The organism is Mesorhizobium sp. M1B.F.Ca.ET.045.04.1.1 (genome assembly GCF_003952465.1).
Taxonomy (GTDB): Bacteria; Pseudomonadota; Alphaproteobacteria; order Rhizobiales; family Rhizobiaceae; genus Mesorhizobium; species Mesorhizobium shonense.
Window position 1 is genome coordinate 7664831 of the sequence record NZ_CP034448.1, and the last position, 18355, is coordinate 7683185.

At 56.6% G+C, this 18355-nt stretch carries 14 protein-coding genes and 7 pseudogenes; 12 read left to right on the top strand and 9 right to left on the bottom strand.

From position 1 onward, the window contains the following. Window positions 1-333 precede the first annotated feature (333 nt). The 4 genes from EJ071_RS37710 (at window position 334) to EJ071_RS37725 (ending at window position 4384) form a co-directional block, all read left to right on the top strand. A complete protein-coding gene (locus EJ071_RS37710; RefSeq protein ID WP_126102345.1) occupies window positions 334-1371 on the top strand; it encodes a transporter substrate-binding domain-containing protein in 1038 nt (345 codons plus the stop codon). A 276-nt stretch (window positions 1372-1647) separates the two neighbouring features. Next, complete coding sequence (locus EJ071_RS37715) at window positions 1648-2625, top strand: ABC transporter permease subunit (protein ID WP_245460135.1); 978 nt, start codon at window positions 1648-1650, stop codon at window positions 2623-2625. Next, the gene (locus tag EJ071_RS37720; RefSeq protein WP_126102346.1) at window positions 2625-3599 is read left to right on the top strand and encodes an amino acid ABC transporter permease; all 975 of its coding nucleotides are present in this window, start codon (window positions 2625-2627) and stop codon (window positions 3597-3599) included. Before EJ071_RS37715 ends, EJ071_RS37720 begins: the two co-directional genes overlap by 1 nt. Further along, window positions 3599-4384, top strand: coding sequence for an amino acid ABC transporter ATP-binding protein (locus EJ071_RS37725; RefSeq protein ID WP_126102347.1), 786 nt, complete (start codon window positions 3599-3601; stop codon window positions 4382-4384). The genes EJ071_RS37720 and EJ071_RS37725 overlap by 1 nt, the downstream gene beginning before the upstream one ends. A 262-nt stretch (window positions 4385-4646) precedes the next feature. Here the strand turns inward: EJ071_RS37725 and EJ071_RS37735 are convergent, their stop codons facing one another. The 3 genes and pseudogenes from EJ071_RS37735 to glyA all read right to left on the bottom strand — a co-directional run bounded on the left by EJ071_RS37735 (window position 4647) and on the right by glyA (window position 8292). After that, entirely contained in the window at window positions 4647-5897 is a 1251-nt protein-coding gene (locus EJ071_RS37735; RefSeq protein ID WP_126102348.1) for a D-amino acid dehydrogenase, read from the bottom strand. 80 nt (window positions 5898-5977) lie between these two features. Next, entirely contained in the window at window positions 5978-6862 is an 885-nt protein-coding gene (gene purU, locus EJ071_RS37740) for a formyltetrahydrofolate deformylase (RefSeq protein ID WP_126102349.1), read from the bottom strand. Between the two features lie 154 nt (window positions 6863-7016). Further along, window positions 7017-8292 (bottom strand): annotated as a pseudogene (gene glyA, locus EJ071_RS37745) (serine hydroxymethyltransferase). Between the two features lie 403 nt (window positions 8293-8695). On the opposite strand from glyA, the gene EJ071_RS37750 reads away from it, so the two are divergent. The 4 genes from EJ071_RS37750 to irrA all read left to right on the top strand — a co-directional run bounded on the left by EJ071_RS37750 (window position 8696) and on the right by irrA (window position 12835). After that, window positions 8696-9733: a transporter substrate-binding domain-containing protein gene (locus EJ071_RS37750; protein ID WP_126102350.1), complete on the top strand. Its 1038-nt coding sequence runs from the start codon at window positions 8696-8698 to the stop codon at window positions 9731-9733. Between the two features lie 105 nt (window positions 9734-9838). Continuing rightward, window positions 9839-11155 carry an amidohydrolase family protein gene (locus tag EJ071_RS37755; RefSeq protein ID WP_126102351.1) on the top strand — a complete coding sequence of 439 codons (1317 nt, stop codon included), beginning with the start codon at window positions 9839-9841 and terminating at the stop codon, window positions 11153-11155. A 242-nt stretch (window positions 11156-11397) separates the two neighbouring features. Next, on the top strand, window positions 11398-12198 hold the full coding sequence (locus EJ071_RS37760) for a phytanoyl-CoA dioxygenase family protein (protein ID WP_126102352.1): 801 nt from the start codon (window positions 11398-11400) through the stop codon (window positions 12196-12198). A gap of 223 nt (window positions 12199-12421) precedes the next feature. Next, a complete protein-coding gene (gene irrA, locus EJ071_RS37765) occupies window positions 12422-12835 on the top strand; it encodes an iron response transcriptional regulator IrrA (protein ID WP_126102353.1) in 414 nt (137 codons plus the stop codon). An 18-nt stretch (window positions 12836-12853) separates the two neighbouring features. Here irrA and EJ071_RS37770 read toward each other — a convergent pair. Continuing rightward, a pseudogene (locus tag EJ071_RS37770) lies at window positions 12854-12949 on the bottom strand (trimeric intracellular cation channel family protein); the annotation flags it as partial. Between the two features lie 402 nt (window positions 12950-13351). On the opposite strand from EJ071_RS37770, the gene EJ071_RS37775 reads away from it, so the two are divergent. After that, window positions 13352-13774 (top strand): helix-turn-helix domain-containing protein, encoded by a 423-nt coding sequence (locus EJ071_RS37775; RefSeq protein WP_126102354.1) that lies wholly within the window; start codon window positions 13352-13354, stop codon window positions 13772-13774. Then, window positions 13771-14640, top strand: coding sequence for an IS3 family transposase (locus EJ071_RS37780; RefSeq protein ID WP_126102355.1), 870 nt, complete (start codon window positions 13771-13773; stop codon window positions 14638-14640). Before EJ071_RS37775 ends, EJ071_RS37780 begins: the two co-directional genes overlap by 4 nt. 110 nt (window positions 14641-14750) lie before the next feature. Here the strand turns inward: EJ071_RS37780 and EJ071_RS37785 are convergent. Then, window positions 14751-15236, bottom strand: a pseudogene (locus EJ071_RS37785) (ISKra4 family transposase); the annotation flags it as partial. Between the two features lie 82 nt (window positions 15237-15318). On the opposite strand from EJ071_RS37785, the pseudogene EJ071_RS37790 reads away from it, so the two are divergent. After that, window positions 15319-15672: pseudogene (locus EJ071_RS37790) on the top strand (transposase); the annotation flags it as partial. 2 nt (window positions 15673-15674) lie between these two features. On the opposite strand, the pseudogene EJ071_RS39960 reads toward EJ071_RS37790, so the two are convergent. After that, window positions 15675-15932: pseudogene (locus EJ071_RS39960) on the bottom strand (IS256 family transposase); the annotation flags it as partial. A 96-nt stretch (window positions 15933-16028) separates the two neighbouring features. Between EJ071_RS39960 and EJ071_RS37800 the strand changes: the two are divergent. Then, window positions 16029-16253: pseudogene (locus EJ071_RS37800) on the top strand (transposase); the annotation flags it as partial. Window positions 16254-16673: 420 nt separating this feature from the next. On the opposite strand, the gene EJ071_RS37805 reads toward EJ071_RS37800, so the two are convergent. The 3 genes and pseudogenes from EJ071_RS37805 to EJ071_RS37815 all read right to left on the bottom strand — a co-directional run. Beyond that, a complete protein-coding gene (locus EJ071_RS37805) occupies window positions 16674-17339 on the bottom strand; it encodes an ATP-binding protein (RefSeq protein WP_126102356.1) in 666 nt (221 codons plus the stop codon). Between the two features lie 20 nt (window positions 17340-17359). After that, window positions 17360-17857, bottom strand: coding sequence for a hypothetical protein (locus EJ071_RS37810; protein WP_126102357.1), 498 nt, complete (start codon window positions 17855-17857; stop codon window positions 17360-17362). A 204-nt stretch (window positions 17858-18061) separates the two neighbouring features. Next, window positions 18062-18326 (bottom strand): annotated as a pseudogene (locus tag EJ071_RS37815) (transposase); the annotation flags it as partial. Window positions 18327-18355: the final 29 nt, after the last annotated feature.

The following is an 18355-nucleotide window of genomic DNA, read 5'->3' on the forward strand; positions in this document are numbered from 1 at the left end:
ACGTTTTCCTCTCGTTCCAGACTTCTATCCTTCGGTTGAGAATGCCGGCCGAAGCAGATTTCTGTCCTAGAGACCAGCGACACGCGTCGCCTATCGAGCCCAGCAGAGATCCTAGATAAGGTTCATGTAAGGTTCCCCTCCTTTGGTCGGAAGGTGCCTCGCATAATCGACGAAGACAAATAGGTCAGAGCTATCGCAGCAATTGACGGTGCCTATCTGTGAAACGATGAAATATTCTGTACACTCAGAAGAGGCCATGCTTTCCTAACGTTTCCTTGGGGCCTCCTCAAGGCAAGGCACATAATGTGTTAAATATCAGGGGAATAAAAAGCGATGCGTCTAAGATCGAATATCGGTTACTTCTGCGCTGCACTTGCTCTTGGTCTTGCGGTGGCACCAGCCGCCCGAGCCTCGGTTCTCGATGACGTCAAGCAGCGCGGTGTGCTCAACTGCGCGACCAGCGATGGAAACCCTGGCTTCGCCTATCTCAATCCCAAAACATCAAAGCTGGAGGGATTGGATATTGATCTTTGTCGGGCTATGGCATCTGCAGTTCTGGGGAGCCCCGATAAAGTTAATTTCGTAATCGTTACAGGCAAGAGCCGTTTCACTGCGGTAACAACAGGCCAAGCAGACGTTGGTTTTACCTCCACTACTGTTTATCCTGTTCGTGAGTCGGCGATCGCGGTCGATTTTCTGCCGATATACTTTTACGATGCGGGTGGGTTTATGGTAACGACTTCATCCGGCGTTGACACGGTTAAAGATCTTGCCGGTGGAACGATTTGCACGGGGCAGGGAACCGCTACAGAGGTTGCCCTTGCGAACCTATTCAAGTCTCAGAACATAACGAACATCAAGGTTTTGACGTTCGATTCAAACGACAAGGTGTTTGCGGCTTTGGGCGGCGGCCGGTGCAACGCGATGGCAACAGACAAAACTGCGCTGGCCAGTTGGCGCGGCAGCTCCCCCAAGCCCGAAGACTACAAAATCCTCAGGGAAGGAACCGGCAAATCGCCATTCGCCGGCTTCGTCGCGGCGAATGACTCGAAATGGCGCAACCTCTTGAGATGGACCGTCTTTGGGCTATTTCAGGCTGAGGAGTGGGGTATTACCACCGCCAACTTGGATGAGATGAAAAAATCACCCGATCCGGTCATCCGAAAGTTTCTCGGCGTGGAGGGCGGAATGGGGGAGGACTTCCATGTGTCCAATAGTTTCATGGCCGATGTGATCAAAGCCGTCGGCAATTACGGTGAGATGTACGACCGCAACCTGGGCCCGAAGACGCCTTATTATATGGACCGAACCGGCACCCCCAATGCGTCCTGGGTTAGCGGCGGCCTTCTGTACTCGCCTCCTTGGGAATAAGCGGAGTTCGGCGCCGATCGATCCACTTGCAATATATCGGACCAGGGTATGATAGAAGCAAATACAAAACTGTGTCTGTCCTCGCTCGCGACGCCGTCAGTTACGCAACGTTTTTCCCGGGTCCGGTACAAGCTGACTCATGGCGCCGTAGTAGCGGCAGTTATCGCGTGCATAATACTGGTTGCGTTAGCAATCCACCAGAACCTAGCAAGACGGGGTATTGACTTCAGCTTTGCGTATTTGTCTGCGCCTTCACGATTTAACATAAGTGAGGGGTTGGCGCCCGTCTGGACGGGGTGGGCGCCAATTTTCGAAGGTGTAGATGCTGCGTCATCAAATCTGGCGATGCTCGAAGCCGGCCTATTTAATACGATCAAAGTGGCGCTTTTGGCGATCACATTCTCGACAATCGTTGGAGTTGGCTTAGGTGTTTTACGTTTGTCGACCAATTGGCTCGTCCGGAACCTGGCCTTCGCGATTGGCGAGTTCCTCCGGAACACCCCGATACTGATCCAGCTGATGTTCTGGTATTTCGCAGTGTTGTTGCAGTTGCCTTCGGCCGCAAGCGCCACAGACATCCGTAAGTGGTTCGTCGTAGAGCAATCCGGGGTCTTCTTGCCGTTACCACATCTATCCGACAGTGCAGGGCCCGCGTCAGCTCTTTTCGTCGCAGTTGCAATCGCTTTCCTGGCGGCAGCGTGCCTGCGACGCTTTCCTGCGCGGTGGCGTATAGCGCTATTGGGCGCCGGCCTATGTGTTATTGGTGCGAGTTACGCGTCAGGTTTCGGAATTAATGTTGATTTGCCTGTGCTTGGACGTTTCGGTGCGACCGGTGGATTGCACTTCAGCCCAGAGATGTCTGCCGTCCTGATCACCATCATGGTAAACAGCGCAGGGTACATATCTGAGATCGTTCGTGGGGGAATCGAAGGACTGGCTAAAGGGCAGTGGGAGGCTGCGGCGGCACTAGGTCTGTCGCGGGCCGACACGATTAGAGATGTCGTGCTCCCACAAGTGTTCCGAATTATTATACCTTCCCTTACCAACCGCTATATTAGCCTGACAAAGGATACGGCTATCGGCATTGCGATCGGTTTTCCGGAGCTATTCAACGTTAGCGGTACCGTGGCCAACCAGACTGGTCGCGATTTCGAGACCGTCATTGTCGTGATGGCGATTTATCTGCTTCTCAGTTGGATAATCAGCGCCCTCGCCAATTTTGTAAACAGACGGATAGCCCTGGAGAGAGCGTGATGATCGCAACATTGCATAGCTGGGCCCGCCGCAACCTTTTTGCGAACCTTATTGATTCCATTCTCTCGATACTCATCGTCATGGTGCTTGGCTGGCTTTTGGCGGTCTTCCTGCGATGGGTGATCTGGGACGCTTTCTGGCAGAGGATTTACGAGAGCCTTCGGTTGTTTCTGATAGGGCTGTATCCGGCGGACCAAACATGGCGTGCCTGGGTTGCGCTCGCCATTCTGTGCACAGCGGTTGGCGCCGTGCTACTGCCTTGGTCGCGTCGGTTCGGTGTGGCTATATGGCTGACAGCTTGCGGGGCGGCTGTTTTTGTCCTTGCCCCACCTGGCCTTGACCGCTGGGGTGGGCTTCTGCTCAGCATTATGCTCACGGTCGTCGTTACAACAGCGTCTCTGCCGCTCGGCATTCTGCTTGCGTTCGGCCGCTCCAGCAGCAATCCCAGTCTGCGGGCCTGTTGTACCGGCTATATCGAGGTGATGCGGTCGGTACCACTCATTCTCGTTGTCTACTGGATTTGGATCACCGTGCCGCTATTCGTGCCGGAAGCTTCAATATCCTCGCTGGCGCGCGGCATGATCGGGTTCACTGTCTTCAATGCCGCCTATGTAGCCGAATATGTTCGCAGCGGCTTCCAAGCTGTGCCCCGCGGCCAGCGGGAGGCGGCGCGCTCCCTGGGTATGTCGAACTGGACGATTTCGACTGAGATAGTCTTGCCGCAGGCCCTCCGGGTAGTCCAGCCGGCGCTGGTTGGTAACGTGCTTGACGTTTTCAACGGAGCAACGCTTGTGTTCATCGTCGGACTGATGGATTTCCTGCGCGCCGGACAATTGATATTGGTAGACCCCGTCGCCAGCAGTCAAACAAATGAAGTCTACTTGTTCATGTTCGCGGTATATTTTGTTATGGGTTCGGCGATTACTTTTGGATCGCGTCGAATGGAGGCCCATATGCAAAGGAGTTCGCGTTGATGATTGTATCATCCAATGATTTCGGGCCGGCGATGGTGGCCTTTGACAATGTCAACATGTTTTATGGTTCGTTCCAGGCATTGCGCGACGTGACCTTGTCGGTGGCGGCCGGTGAGGTGCTGGTGCTGATCGGCGCCAGCGGCTCGGGCAAGTCCACACTGATTCGTTGCGTCAATGGCCTGGAAACTTATCACAGCGGTTCCTTGGTGGTTGACGGATGTTCAATGCCAACGATCAAGGACCTACAATTCGGAGGTGGCGAGAAGGCGCTCCATCAAATCAGACGCGGCGTAGGAATGGTGTTCCAGCAGTTCAACCTATTTCCGCATAAGACCGTGATGGAGAACATCGCCCTTGCCCCGATGCGGGTCCGCGGCAAGTCGCGCGACGAGGCGCAGGCTATCGCAATGCGTCTGCTCGAACGTGTCGGTCTGCGAGACCAGGCGCAAAAATATCCCGGCAAGTTGTCGGGCGGCCAGCAGCAGCGCGTCGCCATTGCCCGTTCGCTGGCGATGGAGCCGCACGTTATGTTGTTCGATGAACCCACATCGGCGCTCGATCCGGAATTGGTCGGCGAGGTGCTGGACGTCATGCGCGAGCTCCGCACTGATGGCATGACAATGATGATTGTTACGCATGAGATGGCTTTCGCCCGCGAAGTTGCCGACCGCGTTATCTATATGGATAATGGTGCGGTCGTGGAGGTGGGGCCGCCCGCGCAGATCTTCGACAAACCGACTAGTGAGCGCACCCGGACGTTCCTCTCGCGCGTACTCAAACACTGACATCAAGCGCATTCACGAATACGGCGATCCGCGGGGGGCTGGGTGCCAGCCGTTCTTTGACCATGCTGTAAAGCCGCGCGGCGGTCAGGGTGCGGAAAGCGTTCAGGGTCTCAAGGATGAACGGCAAATAGGCATCGATCTGGCTTGCGCTCCGTTCGGATTGCGCTTGACCGCATGACCGAGTTCGCTCTGGGTCGCGGAAAGGGCAGTCTCGACCTCTTCGCGCCAACGGCGACTGGCGTCCGGATACTTGCTCCGCACCTCAGTTCCCGTAGACTAACCCTCGCGGATCAATATCCGGGTCGCGGCCGGCGACTAGGTCGGCAAGGAATTTTCCCGAGCCGCAGGCCATGGTCCAGCCGACATGGCCGTGGCCGGTGTCGAGATAGAGGTTTTTGTAACGCGCTCGGCCGATGACCGGCACGGAGTTCGGCATCATCGGCCGCAGCCCGGCCCAGAGTTCGGCTTTCTTCTCATCGAAGGCGCCTGGGAACAGCTCCTTGCCGGTGCTGAACATGGGGACGAAGTCGCGCGGCTGGAACGTGCGGTCGAAGCCGGTAAATTCGGCGGTCGAGGCAAGACGCAGGCGGTTGCCCAGCCTGGAATAGGCGATCAGCTGGTCTTCGTCGACGCCGCCCATGGTTGGCCCCTTGCTCTCGTCTTCCAGCGGAATGGTCGCGGTGTAACCCTTCACCGGATAGACGGGCAGATCGATGCCATAGCGGCGACCAAGCAGGCCGCTTTCCGGGCCCATCGAGATGACCACGGCATCGGCGGCAACCGGTCCGGCCGAGGTCATTACCGCGCGCACCTTGTCGCCCTCGATGTCGAGGCCCTCGACCGTCGTGCCGTAGAGGAATTTCACGCCGAGCTTCTCGGCGGCATGGGTGGCAAGCTTTTCCACGAACTGCCGGGAATCGCCGGTCTGGTCGATCGGCGAATAGACGCCGCCGGCGATCTTTTCCTTCACCCCGGCAAGGCCCGGCTCGAGCTCGACCAGCCGGTCGCGACCGACGATCTCGATCGGCAGGCCATGCTCGGCCAGATAGCCGTAATTGTCGGTGCCGGTGTCGAGGCTGTGCTGCGAGCGGAAGAAATAGAGGATGCCTTTCTTGCGCTCGTCATAGTGGATGCCGGTGTCGGCCGAGATGGCGTTGATGCAGTCGCGCGAATAGAGCGCCAGGCGCAGCTTGACCTGGCTGTTGGCGCGCAGGCGGGCCACCGTGCATTGGCGCAGGAAACGCAGGCTCCAGGCGAGGAAATAGGGATCGAAGCGCAGCCGCACCTTGATGCCGAGATCATGATTGTAGAGCCCGCGCAGAAACGTCTTCATCGCCGCCGGCGAGGCCCAGGCGGTGGCGTCGCCAGGCGACACCAGGCCGGCATTGGACTGGCTGGTGCCGCGCGCAGGCGCCGGATGGCGCTCGATGACGGTGACCTCATGGCCATCTGCGGCCAGATAGTAGGCGGCCGCCGTTCCGACAACGCCGGCCCCAAGCACCACAGCCTTCATGCCATCCTCCAAAGAAATCTTCCGCCTCGTTATCGGCATATGCCGCTACCGACTTACCATCGACGATATGGACCAAAGGGCTACCCCATTCGTTCTGACGCAAAGCTGCCGGGGCTTGCCGGGAAGACGACGGTGCGATTGCCGTTCATGAAAGAGCGGTGATGAATATGCGCATGGACAGCGCGCGCCAGCACCTGGCTCTCCACATCGCGGCCCAGCGAGACGTAATCTTCTGGGCTCTGTGCATGTGTGACGCGAACTGTGTCTTGCTCGATAATCGGCCCCTCGTCGAGATCGGCTGTGACGTAATGCGCCGTGGCACCGATCAGCTTCACCCCGCGCTCGTAAGCCTGTTTATATGGGTTGGCCCCCTTGAAGCTCGGCAGGAAGGAATGGTGGATGTTGATGATCTGGCCAGACATCCGCGTGCAAAGAGCATCCGACAGAACCTGCATGTAGCGAGCAAGCACGATTAACTCGGTTGCGGTCTGTTCGACAACTTCGATGAGTTGAGCCTCGGCCTGCGGCTTGTTTTCTCTGGTTACCTTTATGTGATGGAAGGGTATGTCGTGATTGACGACCACCTTCTGGTAATCGAAGTGGTTGGAGACGACCCCCACGACCTCGATAGGCAGAGCGCCGATCTTCCATCGGTAGAGCAGATCGTTCAGACAATGGCCGAAGCGAGACACCATCAGCAGGACCTTCATCCGGCTTTCGCCGTCAAACAGCTCCGACTTCATTTCAAATTTATCCGCGATCGGCTTGAAGCTCTTCTTCAATTGCGGCGCCAGGCCACCTTCTTCCGAGATGAAGCCCACTCGCATGAAGAATTTTCCGGTGTCTAGGTCGTCGAACTGCGAGCTGTCAACGATATTGCAGCCTTGATCTGAGAGGAAAGTCGAGATCGCAGCTACAATACCACGCGTTGACTTGCAAGATACGGTAAGTACGTACGGAGTCATATTGTAGTCCGCTCTGAGTTGGTGTTGTTTAGGGCAGTTTGCCGCGCTGCAGAGAGCATGTCCGAGTGTCCGCGCTCTCTGCTCGCTGATCCTGCGCCGCTTACCGTGTGGCACTGCCCAGGGATAACAGCTAGAGGAAAATTTGCCCCACTGGTTAGGTGGGGTATAGCGGGAATCTCTCCGCCAGCGTCAACACTCGTTCGGCAATGTTTACGTCGATTTCCAGCCCTTGGCCTGGATTCGCTGCAAGTCGATCTAAAACGTTGGCAATGATCTCTGCCAGTTCAGATGCTTCCGGATCAGCCATTCCACGAGCTGCAATTGCGGACGTTCCCATCCGGAGCCCCGAGGTGACATTCGGTGGCTCCCTGTCTTGTGGCACAAGATTGCGGTTCGTTGTCACGCCATGAGCTTCCAATGCCTTCTGCGCGGCATCGCCTGTCAGCCCACGCGTTCTGAGGTCAACCATCGTGAATGGCGTATCTGTCCCCCTGTGACGATTTTGAACCCACGTGCGCTCAAGCCGTTCGCCAGAGTTCGCGCGCAGCTCAGTACCCGTCTAGCGTATTCGGTAAACTCGGGCTTAAGGGCCTCACCGAAACAGACGGCCTTGCCAGCAATAACGTCGGGCAACGGCCCGCCTTGAATGCCGGGGAATACCGCTGAATCGATTTTCTTACCAAAAGCCGCGTCGCGAGACATTATCAGGCCTCCCCTCGGCCCGCGTAGATTTTTGTTGGTCGTTGTGGTTACCAGGTCGATGTGAGGAAACGGGCTCGGATACTCTTTTGCAGCTATCAATCCGGAAAAGTGGGATACATCGGCGAGTGTGACTGCGCCAACCTCCGCAGCGATTCTTGATACCTTAGGAAAATCGATAGCACGAGGATAGGATGAGCCGCCTACAATAATCAGCTTGGGACGGTGCTCGCGAGCGAGCTGTTCCATCGTATCGTAGTCGATGAACCCCTCAGGTGTTGTCCCGTATGATATTGTCTTGAACCAGCGACCGGACAAGTTGGACTTGAACCCGTGGCTCAAGTGCCCCCCGAGGAGAGGTCCATACTCAACACTGTGTCTCCGGGTGTGAGTAAAGCAAAGTACACTGCCTGGTTAGCTTGGCTACCGGAATGGGGCTGCACATTTGCATGTCCTGCACCGAACATCGCCTTGGCTCGCTCTATGGCAAGGCGTTCGATGGCATCGACGTTTTCGACACCAGCATGATACCGTTTTCCCGGATAGCCCTCAACGGTGGTGAATACCACCATCGATGCCATCGCTTCACGGACCGCGTTACTCATGTAATTCTTCGGGGCGATCAATTCTACCTGACTTCGTTGCCTCGACTCGTCTGCTGAGATTAAAGGTGCCAGTTCAGGATCTGCCTGGGCCAGGGGCTCCTCAAAAAACCATCTCTTTGCTTTCATGCAGAAGTCTCCTTTGGACCTGGTAAGGACGCGCCAGCGCGGACTCACAATAGACCGTTGCTGTGATGAGGCGTCTTGCCGCTCCTGCAGCCCCGTTGTTGTGATGAGAACTTCGCGCAGATCAATCGTCGCCGTTATTGCTTCCCCACTGGGTCAATTCGTCCTTCTCTTTGGCGCCTTCGACGCAATTGGATGGGTAGCGATACTTTCCTAGCCCTATCTCATGCTAACCGACGAAGACAAATAGGTCCGAACTATCGCAGCAATTGACGGTGCCTATCTGTGAAACGCTGAAATATTCTGTACACTCAGAAGAGGCTGTGCTTTCCTGAAGCTTCCTTGGACCTGCCCCCAGGCACAAGGCCCGAAGAAATGTTAACAATAATCAGGGGAACTAGAGGCCATGCGTGTAAGATCGAATATCGGTTACTTCTGCGCTGCACTTGCTCTTGGTCTTGCGGTGGCACCAGCCGCCCGAGCCTCGGTTCTCGATGACGTCAAGCAGCGCGGTGTGCTCAACTGCGCGACCAGCGATGGAAACCCTGGCTTCGCCTATCTCAATCCCAAAACATCAAAGCTGGAGGGATTGGATATTGATCTTTGTCGGGCTATGGCATCTGCAGTTCTGGGGAGCCCCGATAAAGTTAATTTCGTAATCGTTACAGGCAAGAGCCGTTTCACTGCGGTAACAACAGGCCAAGCAGACGTTGGTTTTACCTCCACTACTGTTTATCCTGTTCGTGAGTCGGCGATCGCGGTCGATTTTCTGCCGATATACTTTTACGATGCGGGTGGGTTTATGGTAACGACTTCATCCGGCGTTGACACGGTTAAAGATCTTGCCGGTGGAACGATTTGCACGGGGCAGGGAACCGCTACAGAGGTTGCCCTTGCGAACCTATTCAAGTCTCAGAACATAACGAACATCAAGGTTTTGACGTTCGATTCAAACGACAAGGTGTTTGCGGCTTTGGGCGGCGGCCGGTGCAACGCGATGGCAACAGACAAAACTGCGCTGGCCAGTTGGCGCGGCAGCTCCCCCAAGCCCGAAGACTACAAAATCCTCAGGGAAGGAACCGGCAAATCGCCATTCGCCGGCTTCGTCGCGGCGAATGACTCGAAATGGCGCAACCTCTTGAGATGGACCGTCTTTGGGCTATTTCAGGCTGAGGAGTGGGGTATTACCACCGCCAACTTGGATGAGATGAAAAAATCACCCGATCCGGTCATCCGAAAGTTTCTCGGCGTGGAGGGCGGAATGGGGGAGGACTTCCATGTGTCCAATAGTTTCATGGCCGATGTGATCAAAGCCGTCGGCAATTACGGTGAGATGTACGACCGCAACCTGGGCCCGAAGACGCCTTATTATATGGACCGAACCGGCACCCCCAATGCGTCCTGGGTTAGCGGCGGCCTTCTGTACTCGCCTCCTTGGGAATAAGCGGAGTTCGGCGCCGATCAACATGTCAGCCGATGGGGCTTCACTTTGATCGACGCCGAAGGGTGGGTTCGATCCCTGGCGCAGAACTTGATCCGAGGAAATTCAATGCCTGACCTCCGCCATAAGATTCGCGAATACGTTGAGCAGACCCCTTTTGTGGATACTCACGAGCATTTGATCGACGAGCGACAGCGCGTCGATGGAGTGGTACACTCAAGATTTTTCCTATCAAACGATTGGTCTTACCTCTTCCAAGACTATGCCGGGGAGGATCTCGTCGTTTGCGGTATGCCGCGGAAAGACTTTCAGAGCTTCTTGAACCCCAACGTTAGGAGTGAAGAAAAATATCTCTTACTGGCTCCGTACTGGAAACGGATAAGGAACACGGGCTATGGACTGGCGCTTCGTCACACTTTTCGTGGTCTTTACGGCGAAATCGACGTTACAAGCGACACGTTTCCTCAGATTGCCGAAAAGTACCACGACTTCATTAGGCCCGGCTTTTACGCGGAAATTCTAAGGCGTTCGAACATCGAATATTGCCAAGTAAACTCTTTGCAAAGTTCTTTTATGGACAGTACTACGCCTAATATCCTTGCGCAAGACCTTAGTATCCTAAGTCTTTGTCGATGCAGTGCCGCCGATTTCACGCGGATCGAGGAAGAAACGGGGTTACGCCCTAGCTCGCTCGACGAATGGCTTTCAATCATCGATGACTATTTCCGGAGGTGCGGGTCCAAGGCTGTCGCGGTGAAGTGCCAGATCGCGTACACTCGCGCCTTAGACTTCGCTCCAGTGACTAAAAGTCGTGCCGCTCGCCTTTTCCCGAACCAGGTGGATCTCACTGGCGCTCGTCATTCGCTCGGCGCAGATGATCTGAAAGCAATTCAGGATTTTTTGTTTCGGTATTGCATAGGTAAGGCTGAAGAGTATGGGTTGCCAGTAAAGTTGCACACCGGATATTTGGCCTCAGTCGGCGTCATGCAAATCGCCCGTGTCAGAAGCAATGCATCCGACCTATGCCTATTGTTGCAGGATTATCCTGACGTAAAATTCGTGTTGATGCATATTGGATATCCATACGAACATGAGTTTATTGCGCTGGCGAAACAATACCCAAACGTGTACATCGATATGTGCTGGGCATGGATGCTAAATCCTGTTGCGAGTACCCGCTTTTTGACCGATTTTTTGGTCGCAGTACCGTCGAACAAGATCTTTACCTTTGGTGGGGATCTTGTAGCCGCGGAACCCATTTACGGGCATGCTATTTTGGCACGGCGCGGTATCGTCGAGGCTGTGCACGAACTCGTGGCGAGCGGGTGGCTCGCTGCCGAGGACATGCCGACGCTGATCGAACAGATCATGCGAGGGAATGCGCACCAATTCTTCCCGAACAACCCTTGTGGTGTAGATGCGTGAACTGGAGGCGTTAGTGGGTCGCAATACGCGGGAAGCTCTTGCAAGAAATCGGTTATAGTGTCTCTGCTTCTTTGCGGCTTGGTCGCGATGTCGGGCATCAAAGAATAATCAGGAGGATTCGCATGAACAATTGACCGGGTGAAAATTAAGTCGGTGGCGGCGGGCCAAGGCGAGCAGTGGGCTAAGGTGAAGGCCATGACCCAAGCTGGGAACGTTTGGATTAGCAGGCGAAGGAACACGCAATGAAAAATGAAGTTACCGAGGATCAGGTCCGAGAATACCAGGAACGAGGGTTCGTGCACATCCCAGGCCTTTTGTCGCCGGCCGAGGTGGCCGAACTCAAAGCTGCCGTCCTCGATGCTGTTGAGATGATGGCTGGCCGCAAGATCGCCCCAGGCGGTATCGACCGGCCCGACGGCGACGACCGCTACTACGACCAGGTGTTTACCCAGCGGATCAACGTCTCGAAACTTAATCAGACGATCCACCGTTACATCCGCGGCCCCGAGATCGGGAACATGGCCAGTTCCCTTGCCCGCCAGCCCGCGATGCGCATCTGGCTCGACCAGGCGTTGATCAAGGAGCCCTACGGCAACCCGACCGCATGGCATTTGGACAATCCCTACTGGTCATTCTATTCGCGCGACGCGATTTCGATCTGGATCGCGCTCGAGGATGCGACGCCCCTCAACGGCTGCCTGTCGTTCGTGCCGGGCAGCCACAGGCTCGCCGGCTACGACAACACCGACATCGGGAAAGAGCTCGCGGGACTCTTCAAGGTTTACCCCAGGATGGCAGAGACGGACCCTGTCGCGGTGCCAATGCCCGCAGGCGATTGCAGCTTTCACAACGGCCTAACAGCGCATGGCGCCGGGGCCAACATGACCCGCCGCCGCCGGATCGCGATGACGGCGGGCTTCATGCCCGATGGCTCCACCTTTAATGGGCGCCAGAACATCCTGCCCACGGCTTACTTCGAAAGCCTGAAAGTCGGCGACAGGCTCTGCGACGACACGATGAACCCGATCGTCGGGAGAGCCTAGCTGGTCGGTCCAGCCTGAGCACCTTGAGCAGGCTACGATGGGAACCATGCGGGACGATGCGGAGAGATTTCTGGTTCTGGGTCAGAGCCAGAATCTCCCCGTACCGTTCCCTATATGCCAAGGGGACTTTGCAATGCAGGTGAGGCGAGATCATAAGCGCATCAACTAGGCATGCGCCAGATCGGCCCATTTAGGAATACCGGTAGGGATTGGAGTTCCCTTTATGGCTGTAGCTGCCGAATTGGCAATCAAGAACAGACTGATGATGGCGGGCCTGCGCCCGACGCGGCAACGCGTTGCCTTGGCCGATCTACTGTTTGCCAAGGGTGACCGCCACCTGACGGTCGAAGAGCTCCACGAGGAAGCCGTTTCTGCGAATGTTCCTGTATCGCTGGCCACCATCTACAACACGCTGCACCAGTTCACCGAAGCGGGCATGATCCGCGTTCTCGCCGTGGAAAGCGCCAAGACCTACTTCGACACCAACGTGTCCGACCACCACCATTTCTTCGTGAAAGGCCACAACGAGATGCTAGATATCCCGATCAACAATCTTGTGATCGACAATTTGCCGGAACCGCCCGAAGGCATGGAAATCGCCCATGTCGACGTCGTCATCCGTCTGCGGCCCATCTAGCGCTGATCACTCTTTCCCTTACATGACATCGTCGGGATAGCGCCCGGGCCGCCCCCGATAGGACGGGAACGTCCATCCGAACCAGAGCGCTCCGCCACCCACGGCAAACGCTGCCAGTTTCAATGCCCTCTGACCCGCGAAGATAAAAGGATCGCCTTCAGTCATAGCCCACCGTGAGTACTGTCTCGTGAGGTGATGGCGAACATCGGAAGACCAAGTGCAAACACTAGGAGTAGTCCCTACGACGAAGCACCCGATTGATGTGATTACGTCTGTCGAGCGCGCGGTATCGGCCTCACGCGGTCACATTTCAAACAACGTGACAACGCCGTCGATCATCTCGTAGTATCCAGTCGGACCACGGGAGCGGGAAAAAGCTGGGGGTCAAGCCGCAAGGGCAAACTTGGCTTGCTTCAATTGCGTATTCCAATGAAACCGGACAGTGATGGAGTGCACCCCCAGACTGAGACAAGGAAAATCGCGGACAGTTTCCCCGCAAAGAGAGGAAACTGGGGCATGGCCAGGCGGCAAAGAATCATTCACGAGGACCAAAAGCGGGAGCTTCTCCAGCGCATGGAGGCGGGCGAAGCCGTCACCAAGTTGGCAGATGAGGTCGGCGTCAGCCGCCAACGTCTTTACGAGTGGCGCGATCATCTCAGGCTTCGTGGTAACCTGAAGTCACGTCGGCGCGGCCGGCCGGCGAGAGTGGCGGGAGGAGTTGACGGGGACTTGCCATTGCAGAGCGCAGTCGATCCGCCCGCGCCTCAGGAAAAGGCTCTGACTAAGGCCAGGCGCCGGATCAAGGAATTAGAGCAGAAAGTCGGGCAACAGCAGCTCGATCTCGATTTTTTTCGCGAAGCCTTGCGGCACTTCGAGGAAGATCAGCGCCGGAGCAGCGCTCCTGGCGAAACGGGATCTTCAAAGTCATCGAAAAGATGACGACCGGCCTGTCGCAAGGCGAATTCAACATCGATCGAATGTGCTGGCTCGCGGGTATCAGCCGCGCGAGTTATTACCGTCACTGGCTAGACTCGGCCCCTCGTCGGGCCGAGACAGGTTTGCGAGATCTCATTCAAAAGTTGGCTCTCGTAAACGCGCACTACGGTTACCGCCGGATTGGAGCCCTGTTGCGTCGGGAGGGATGGCAAGTCAATCACAAGTGCGTTCTACGCATCATGCGTGAAGACAATCTGCTGTGCCTGCGCGCGCGGCCCTTTGTTCCTGCAACGACGAACTCGAGGCACGGTTGGCAAGTCGTGCCGAACCTTGCCAGGGGCATGATCCTCAGTGGGGTCAACCAGCTATGGGTTGCCGATATCACCTTCCTGCATCTGGCTGAGGAGTTTGCTTTCCTTGCCGTTGTGCTTGACGCCTTTAGCCGCAGGGTGGTCGGGTGGGCGTTGGACACGCATCTCAGAGCAAGCCTTGCCATTGAGGCCCTCGAGATGGCCATCACCGATCGCCGGCCTGCTCCTGGGGGTCTTGTCCATCATTCCGATCGCGGAGTTCAATACGCTTGCGGGGCCTACTCTGAACTTCTGCATCTCCATGGCATCCAGGCGAGCATGAGCCGTGTCGGAAATCCTTACGACAACGCGAAGGCGGAAAGCTTCATGAAAACGCTAAAGCAGGAAGAGGTGCAAGGTCTCGCCTATAAGGACGCTGATGATGCCCGCAGGCGTATCGGCGCTTTCATAGAGACCGTTTACAACACGCAGCGCCTGCATTCGGCGCTCGATTATCTCACGCCGGAGGAATACGAACAGATGCATTCAGGTAGACGACGAGTGGAAATGGCGGCATAGCTGAACGCGGGGAAACTGTCCGCGATTTTCCTTGTCTCAGTCTGGGGGTGCACTCCAATCGCGTCCGGCTTTTGATCGGAATGCCGTCCGGTAAATCGTCGGAATCTGCACTTCAATCGACCATCGGCAACCGCCGCGCGGACCTGAAGTACCCTGTGAGCTCCTGCGGGAGGGCGCATCTGACGTTTTTTGTTCATGCGGGCATTCACGAGGCTGTTGGCGGCGGATTCGGCTGGGGCACTCGAGATCGGGTGATGCGACCAATATCGTTGGCAGTAGTCGACCAGGGAGGTTTTGTTCTGGATCAGATGGGTCTGAAGATTGCTGACCAGTTCGAAGAAGCGCTTGAGCTTGTTGCTGGCATCCGGCAGCCGAGCATATTGCTCCAACTGGCAAAGCATATCCCTCACGGCTCTCGTCGCCTCCCTGACGTAGCCGCTCCAGAGGAGATGACGAAGCCGCGGCACATGAAGCGCAGTGTCTCGAAGGTAAATACTCAGATTGCCGACGCTCTTGAGCCCTTCCCACGCCTGTTCGATATGACGGAGCCGCATCGACAGATGGAACCAGTCGAGAATGTGGGTGATGGGCTGGCGTTGCTCTGACCCCTGAAAACTGGACCCGTTCGAAAGTTGAGTTTCCGCGGTAACATCCCTTGGCTGGGAGGAGCGGAAGACGATGAAGGCATCGAAGTTTTCGGACGCGCAGAAGGCGTTTATTCTGAAGCAGGGAGCGGACGGGATTCCTGTTGCCGAGATCTGTCGCCGGGCGGGAATCAGCCAGGCGACCTACTTCAACTGGAAAAAGAAATACGACGGACTGCTGCCGACGGAGATGAAGCGGCTGAAGCAGCTTGAGGACGAGAACGGCAAGCTCAGGAAGCTGGTCGCCGACCTGTCATTGGACAAGGAGATGCTGCAAGACGTGATCCGCCGAAAAGTGAGGCCTGGTCGCAAACGCGAGCTGGTGGCGGAGACGTGCGGTGAGTGGGACGTGTCGATCCGGCGGGCTTGCCGGGTTCTGGAGTTCGACACGTCGCGGATCTTCACCCGGCTGACTGGCACCGGACCGATGCCCGTCTGGATGCTCCGCTCCGGGCCGTGACCATGGCGGACAATCCGGTCACGGCCATCGGCAAGCTTGAGATCCCGCATCTCGGCAAGAAACGTCTCGGCCTCGATCTCGATCGCCTGCGCCAGCAATTTGCGCCCCCCGGTGCGAAGCACATCCGTCAGGGGATCATCAATTTCGTCGGGCTGACGAAGACGCAAAACATTGGTAGTCTCATTCATGGCGTATCACTCTCCTTGAGAGGTTCTGGCAGGCTTCATCACCCGCCTCGATACGCCGCTCTCCTCAAACCGTCATCACCCAGTTTCCGCCATAGCTCCCGGCCGGGAAAGCCGACGGATAACGCCTACATCGAAGCCTTCAACGGTCGCTTCCGGGCGGAGTGCCTGAACGCCCACTGGTTCCTTACCCTTGCCGACGCCGCCGAAAAGTTGGAGGATTGGCGCAGATACTACAACGAGGAACGCCCACATGGGGCGATCGGGCACAAGGCCCCGATCTCGTTGCTCAATCCCGATGGCGCCGCCAGCCCGCCATCGTGAGAAAGCCGGGAAACTCTACCTTCCGGCGATCCAGAGAATGGTATCGGAGCAAGCGTGGTCGCGGCTCTAATCGCCATTGGATGACAGTTCGGTGGCAGGTCAGATGCGGCTCAAAATAGCTGGCCGATTTCTAAGTTCTATATCATACATTACGCGGCGTTCTTCGGTCAAGTTATTATTTTTTTGTATTGCAAGAGATTAATCGCCTGCAAGTCCTCTCGATTACAATCCAGGATCGATCAGTACTGCGGCAGTAGACTTACTTTAAATCTCCGTATACAGATCGATCTTACTTACACAACCCGTCTCATTGCTGGGCGGGAGACTCTGAACTCTTCTGAGCCGCCGGCGCCCGATGAGGCCAATCATTATGCACCGATTGGGATGCGGACCTTGACGACAGTGCCCGCTCCGGGTTTGCTATCGATGAAAAGCCTCCCATTGAGTGTGGCGACCATCTGGGAACAGCCGGTGAGGCCGAGGCCGATTCCCGGCCCGGGTCGAAAAGAAGGGCGTCTTTGCTTTGCGCAGGACTTCTGGCGTCATGCCGACACCGTTGTCTGCGACCTCCAGGAACAGAACGTTGCGGCGAAAAATAGGCCGGTGCACGACCGATGCCTTTACGACAACGCTCGGCCTGTCGGTGTTTTCGACCGCCGTGAGCGCGTTCTGCACGAGCTCGCTCAGCACCAGTTGAAACTGGGTTGCCGGCACTGCTTGTATTCCCGCCTCGGAATCGACTGACAGCTGTACGATGCCGTCCCGATCTTTGAGGTCCAGCAAAAGCTTGGCGAGCGGGAGGACATGCGAATCTCGTTGCGAAAACGCGATCTTGAGCAACCCGTCATTGATGGATTCGAGCTCATTCGCAGCACTGCGGGCAGCCTTCAACATCTCTTCTCTCGGAGGTTGCTCCGAACCAGTGCCCTCCAGAAACAGTCGCAAAGCGGTGACGCGGGAGCGCGTCATATGCGCGAACAGCGAGGCGAATGAGCGCATGTGTCGATCGCGACGGCTGACGTAAGCGTGACGCTGATGGGTTATGAGATAGAAGATCGCGACCAGTCCCAGCGCAATCGCGAACATGAACCAGTTGCGGGATGCGGCTATAGAGCAGTCTCCTGGAGCGTCATGCTGTGATCAACGGTGGCGCTGGAGATCTCGTACATGTCCTGTTCGAGATTGGTCATGTGGTCGAGGGCATCCGCATAATTGGAACCAGCTTCGACGGCCGGCGCGACGTTTTGCTCGACTGTCCGACGCACGTTTTCCAGGAGTTCGATGTCTTTCTGCGGGAAGAAATGCTGCAGGTACGGCAGCGCCAGAAGCTGAGCGATGTTGACGCTAACAAGAGCCATTTGCCGGTTGATGTCAGGATCGAGCTTGCCGGCTTCGTCGGCAAGACGGATATGGCCATGGACCCTGACAAGCCGCTCGCGCACCTGGGTCGCACGCCACTGAATCTCGTAGGTCTGGTTGAGGATCTCGTCCGTCTCTTGCCTGTAGCCGTCCGATCGGACGAATGCCCAAGTGCTGAGGAGGAGGGCGAGCGCCAGCCCGAGATAAGGCAAGGCAGCAAAAAAGCGGCTGGTTCCGAATCTCATTGGTCCGCGCGCAGCACCACCGGGAAGAAGACCCAGATAGCATTACGGGCTGGGACATAGGAGGCGGGCAGGCGATCGAAGGGCCAGACCATGAAGATCGGACCTTTCTCGTTCATGGTGATCGGGCGGAACTGCTGATCGCCTTTGCATCGTCCTTGGCTGCGGTCATCCTTTGTACATTGGCGCTCGACCGCCTACGGCGCCCTGCAACTGCTTTCGCGTCAGCTCGGCGAACCACCGCTCGACCTGATTGATCCGGGATGCCGACGTTGGCGTGAAGTGAACACGCCAGTATGGGCGGCGCGCAAGCCAGGCCTTGATCCTCGGCGTCTTCTGGGATCGCATAGTTGTCCTTCACCATATGCACGTCCGGCCTATCGGGCATTTCGGCGTCGATCCGCTTCAGGAAATCGAGGAATTCGGTGGCCCGGTGACGCTTGTAGCACTGACCGATCACCGCCCCGGACGATGTCCTGCACCTTGTCGATAAAGAGCGGA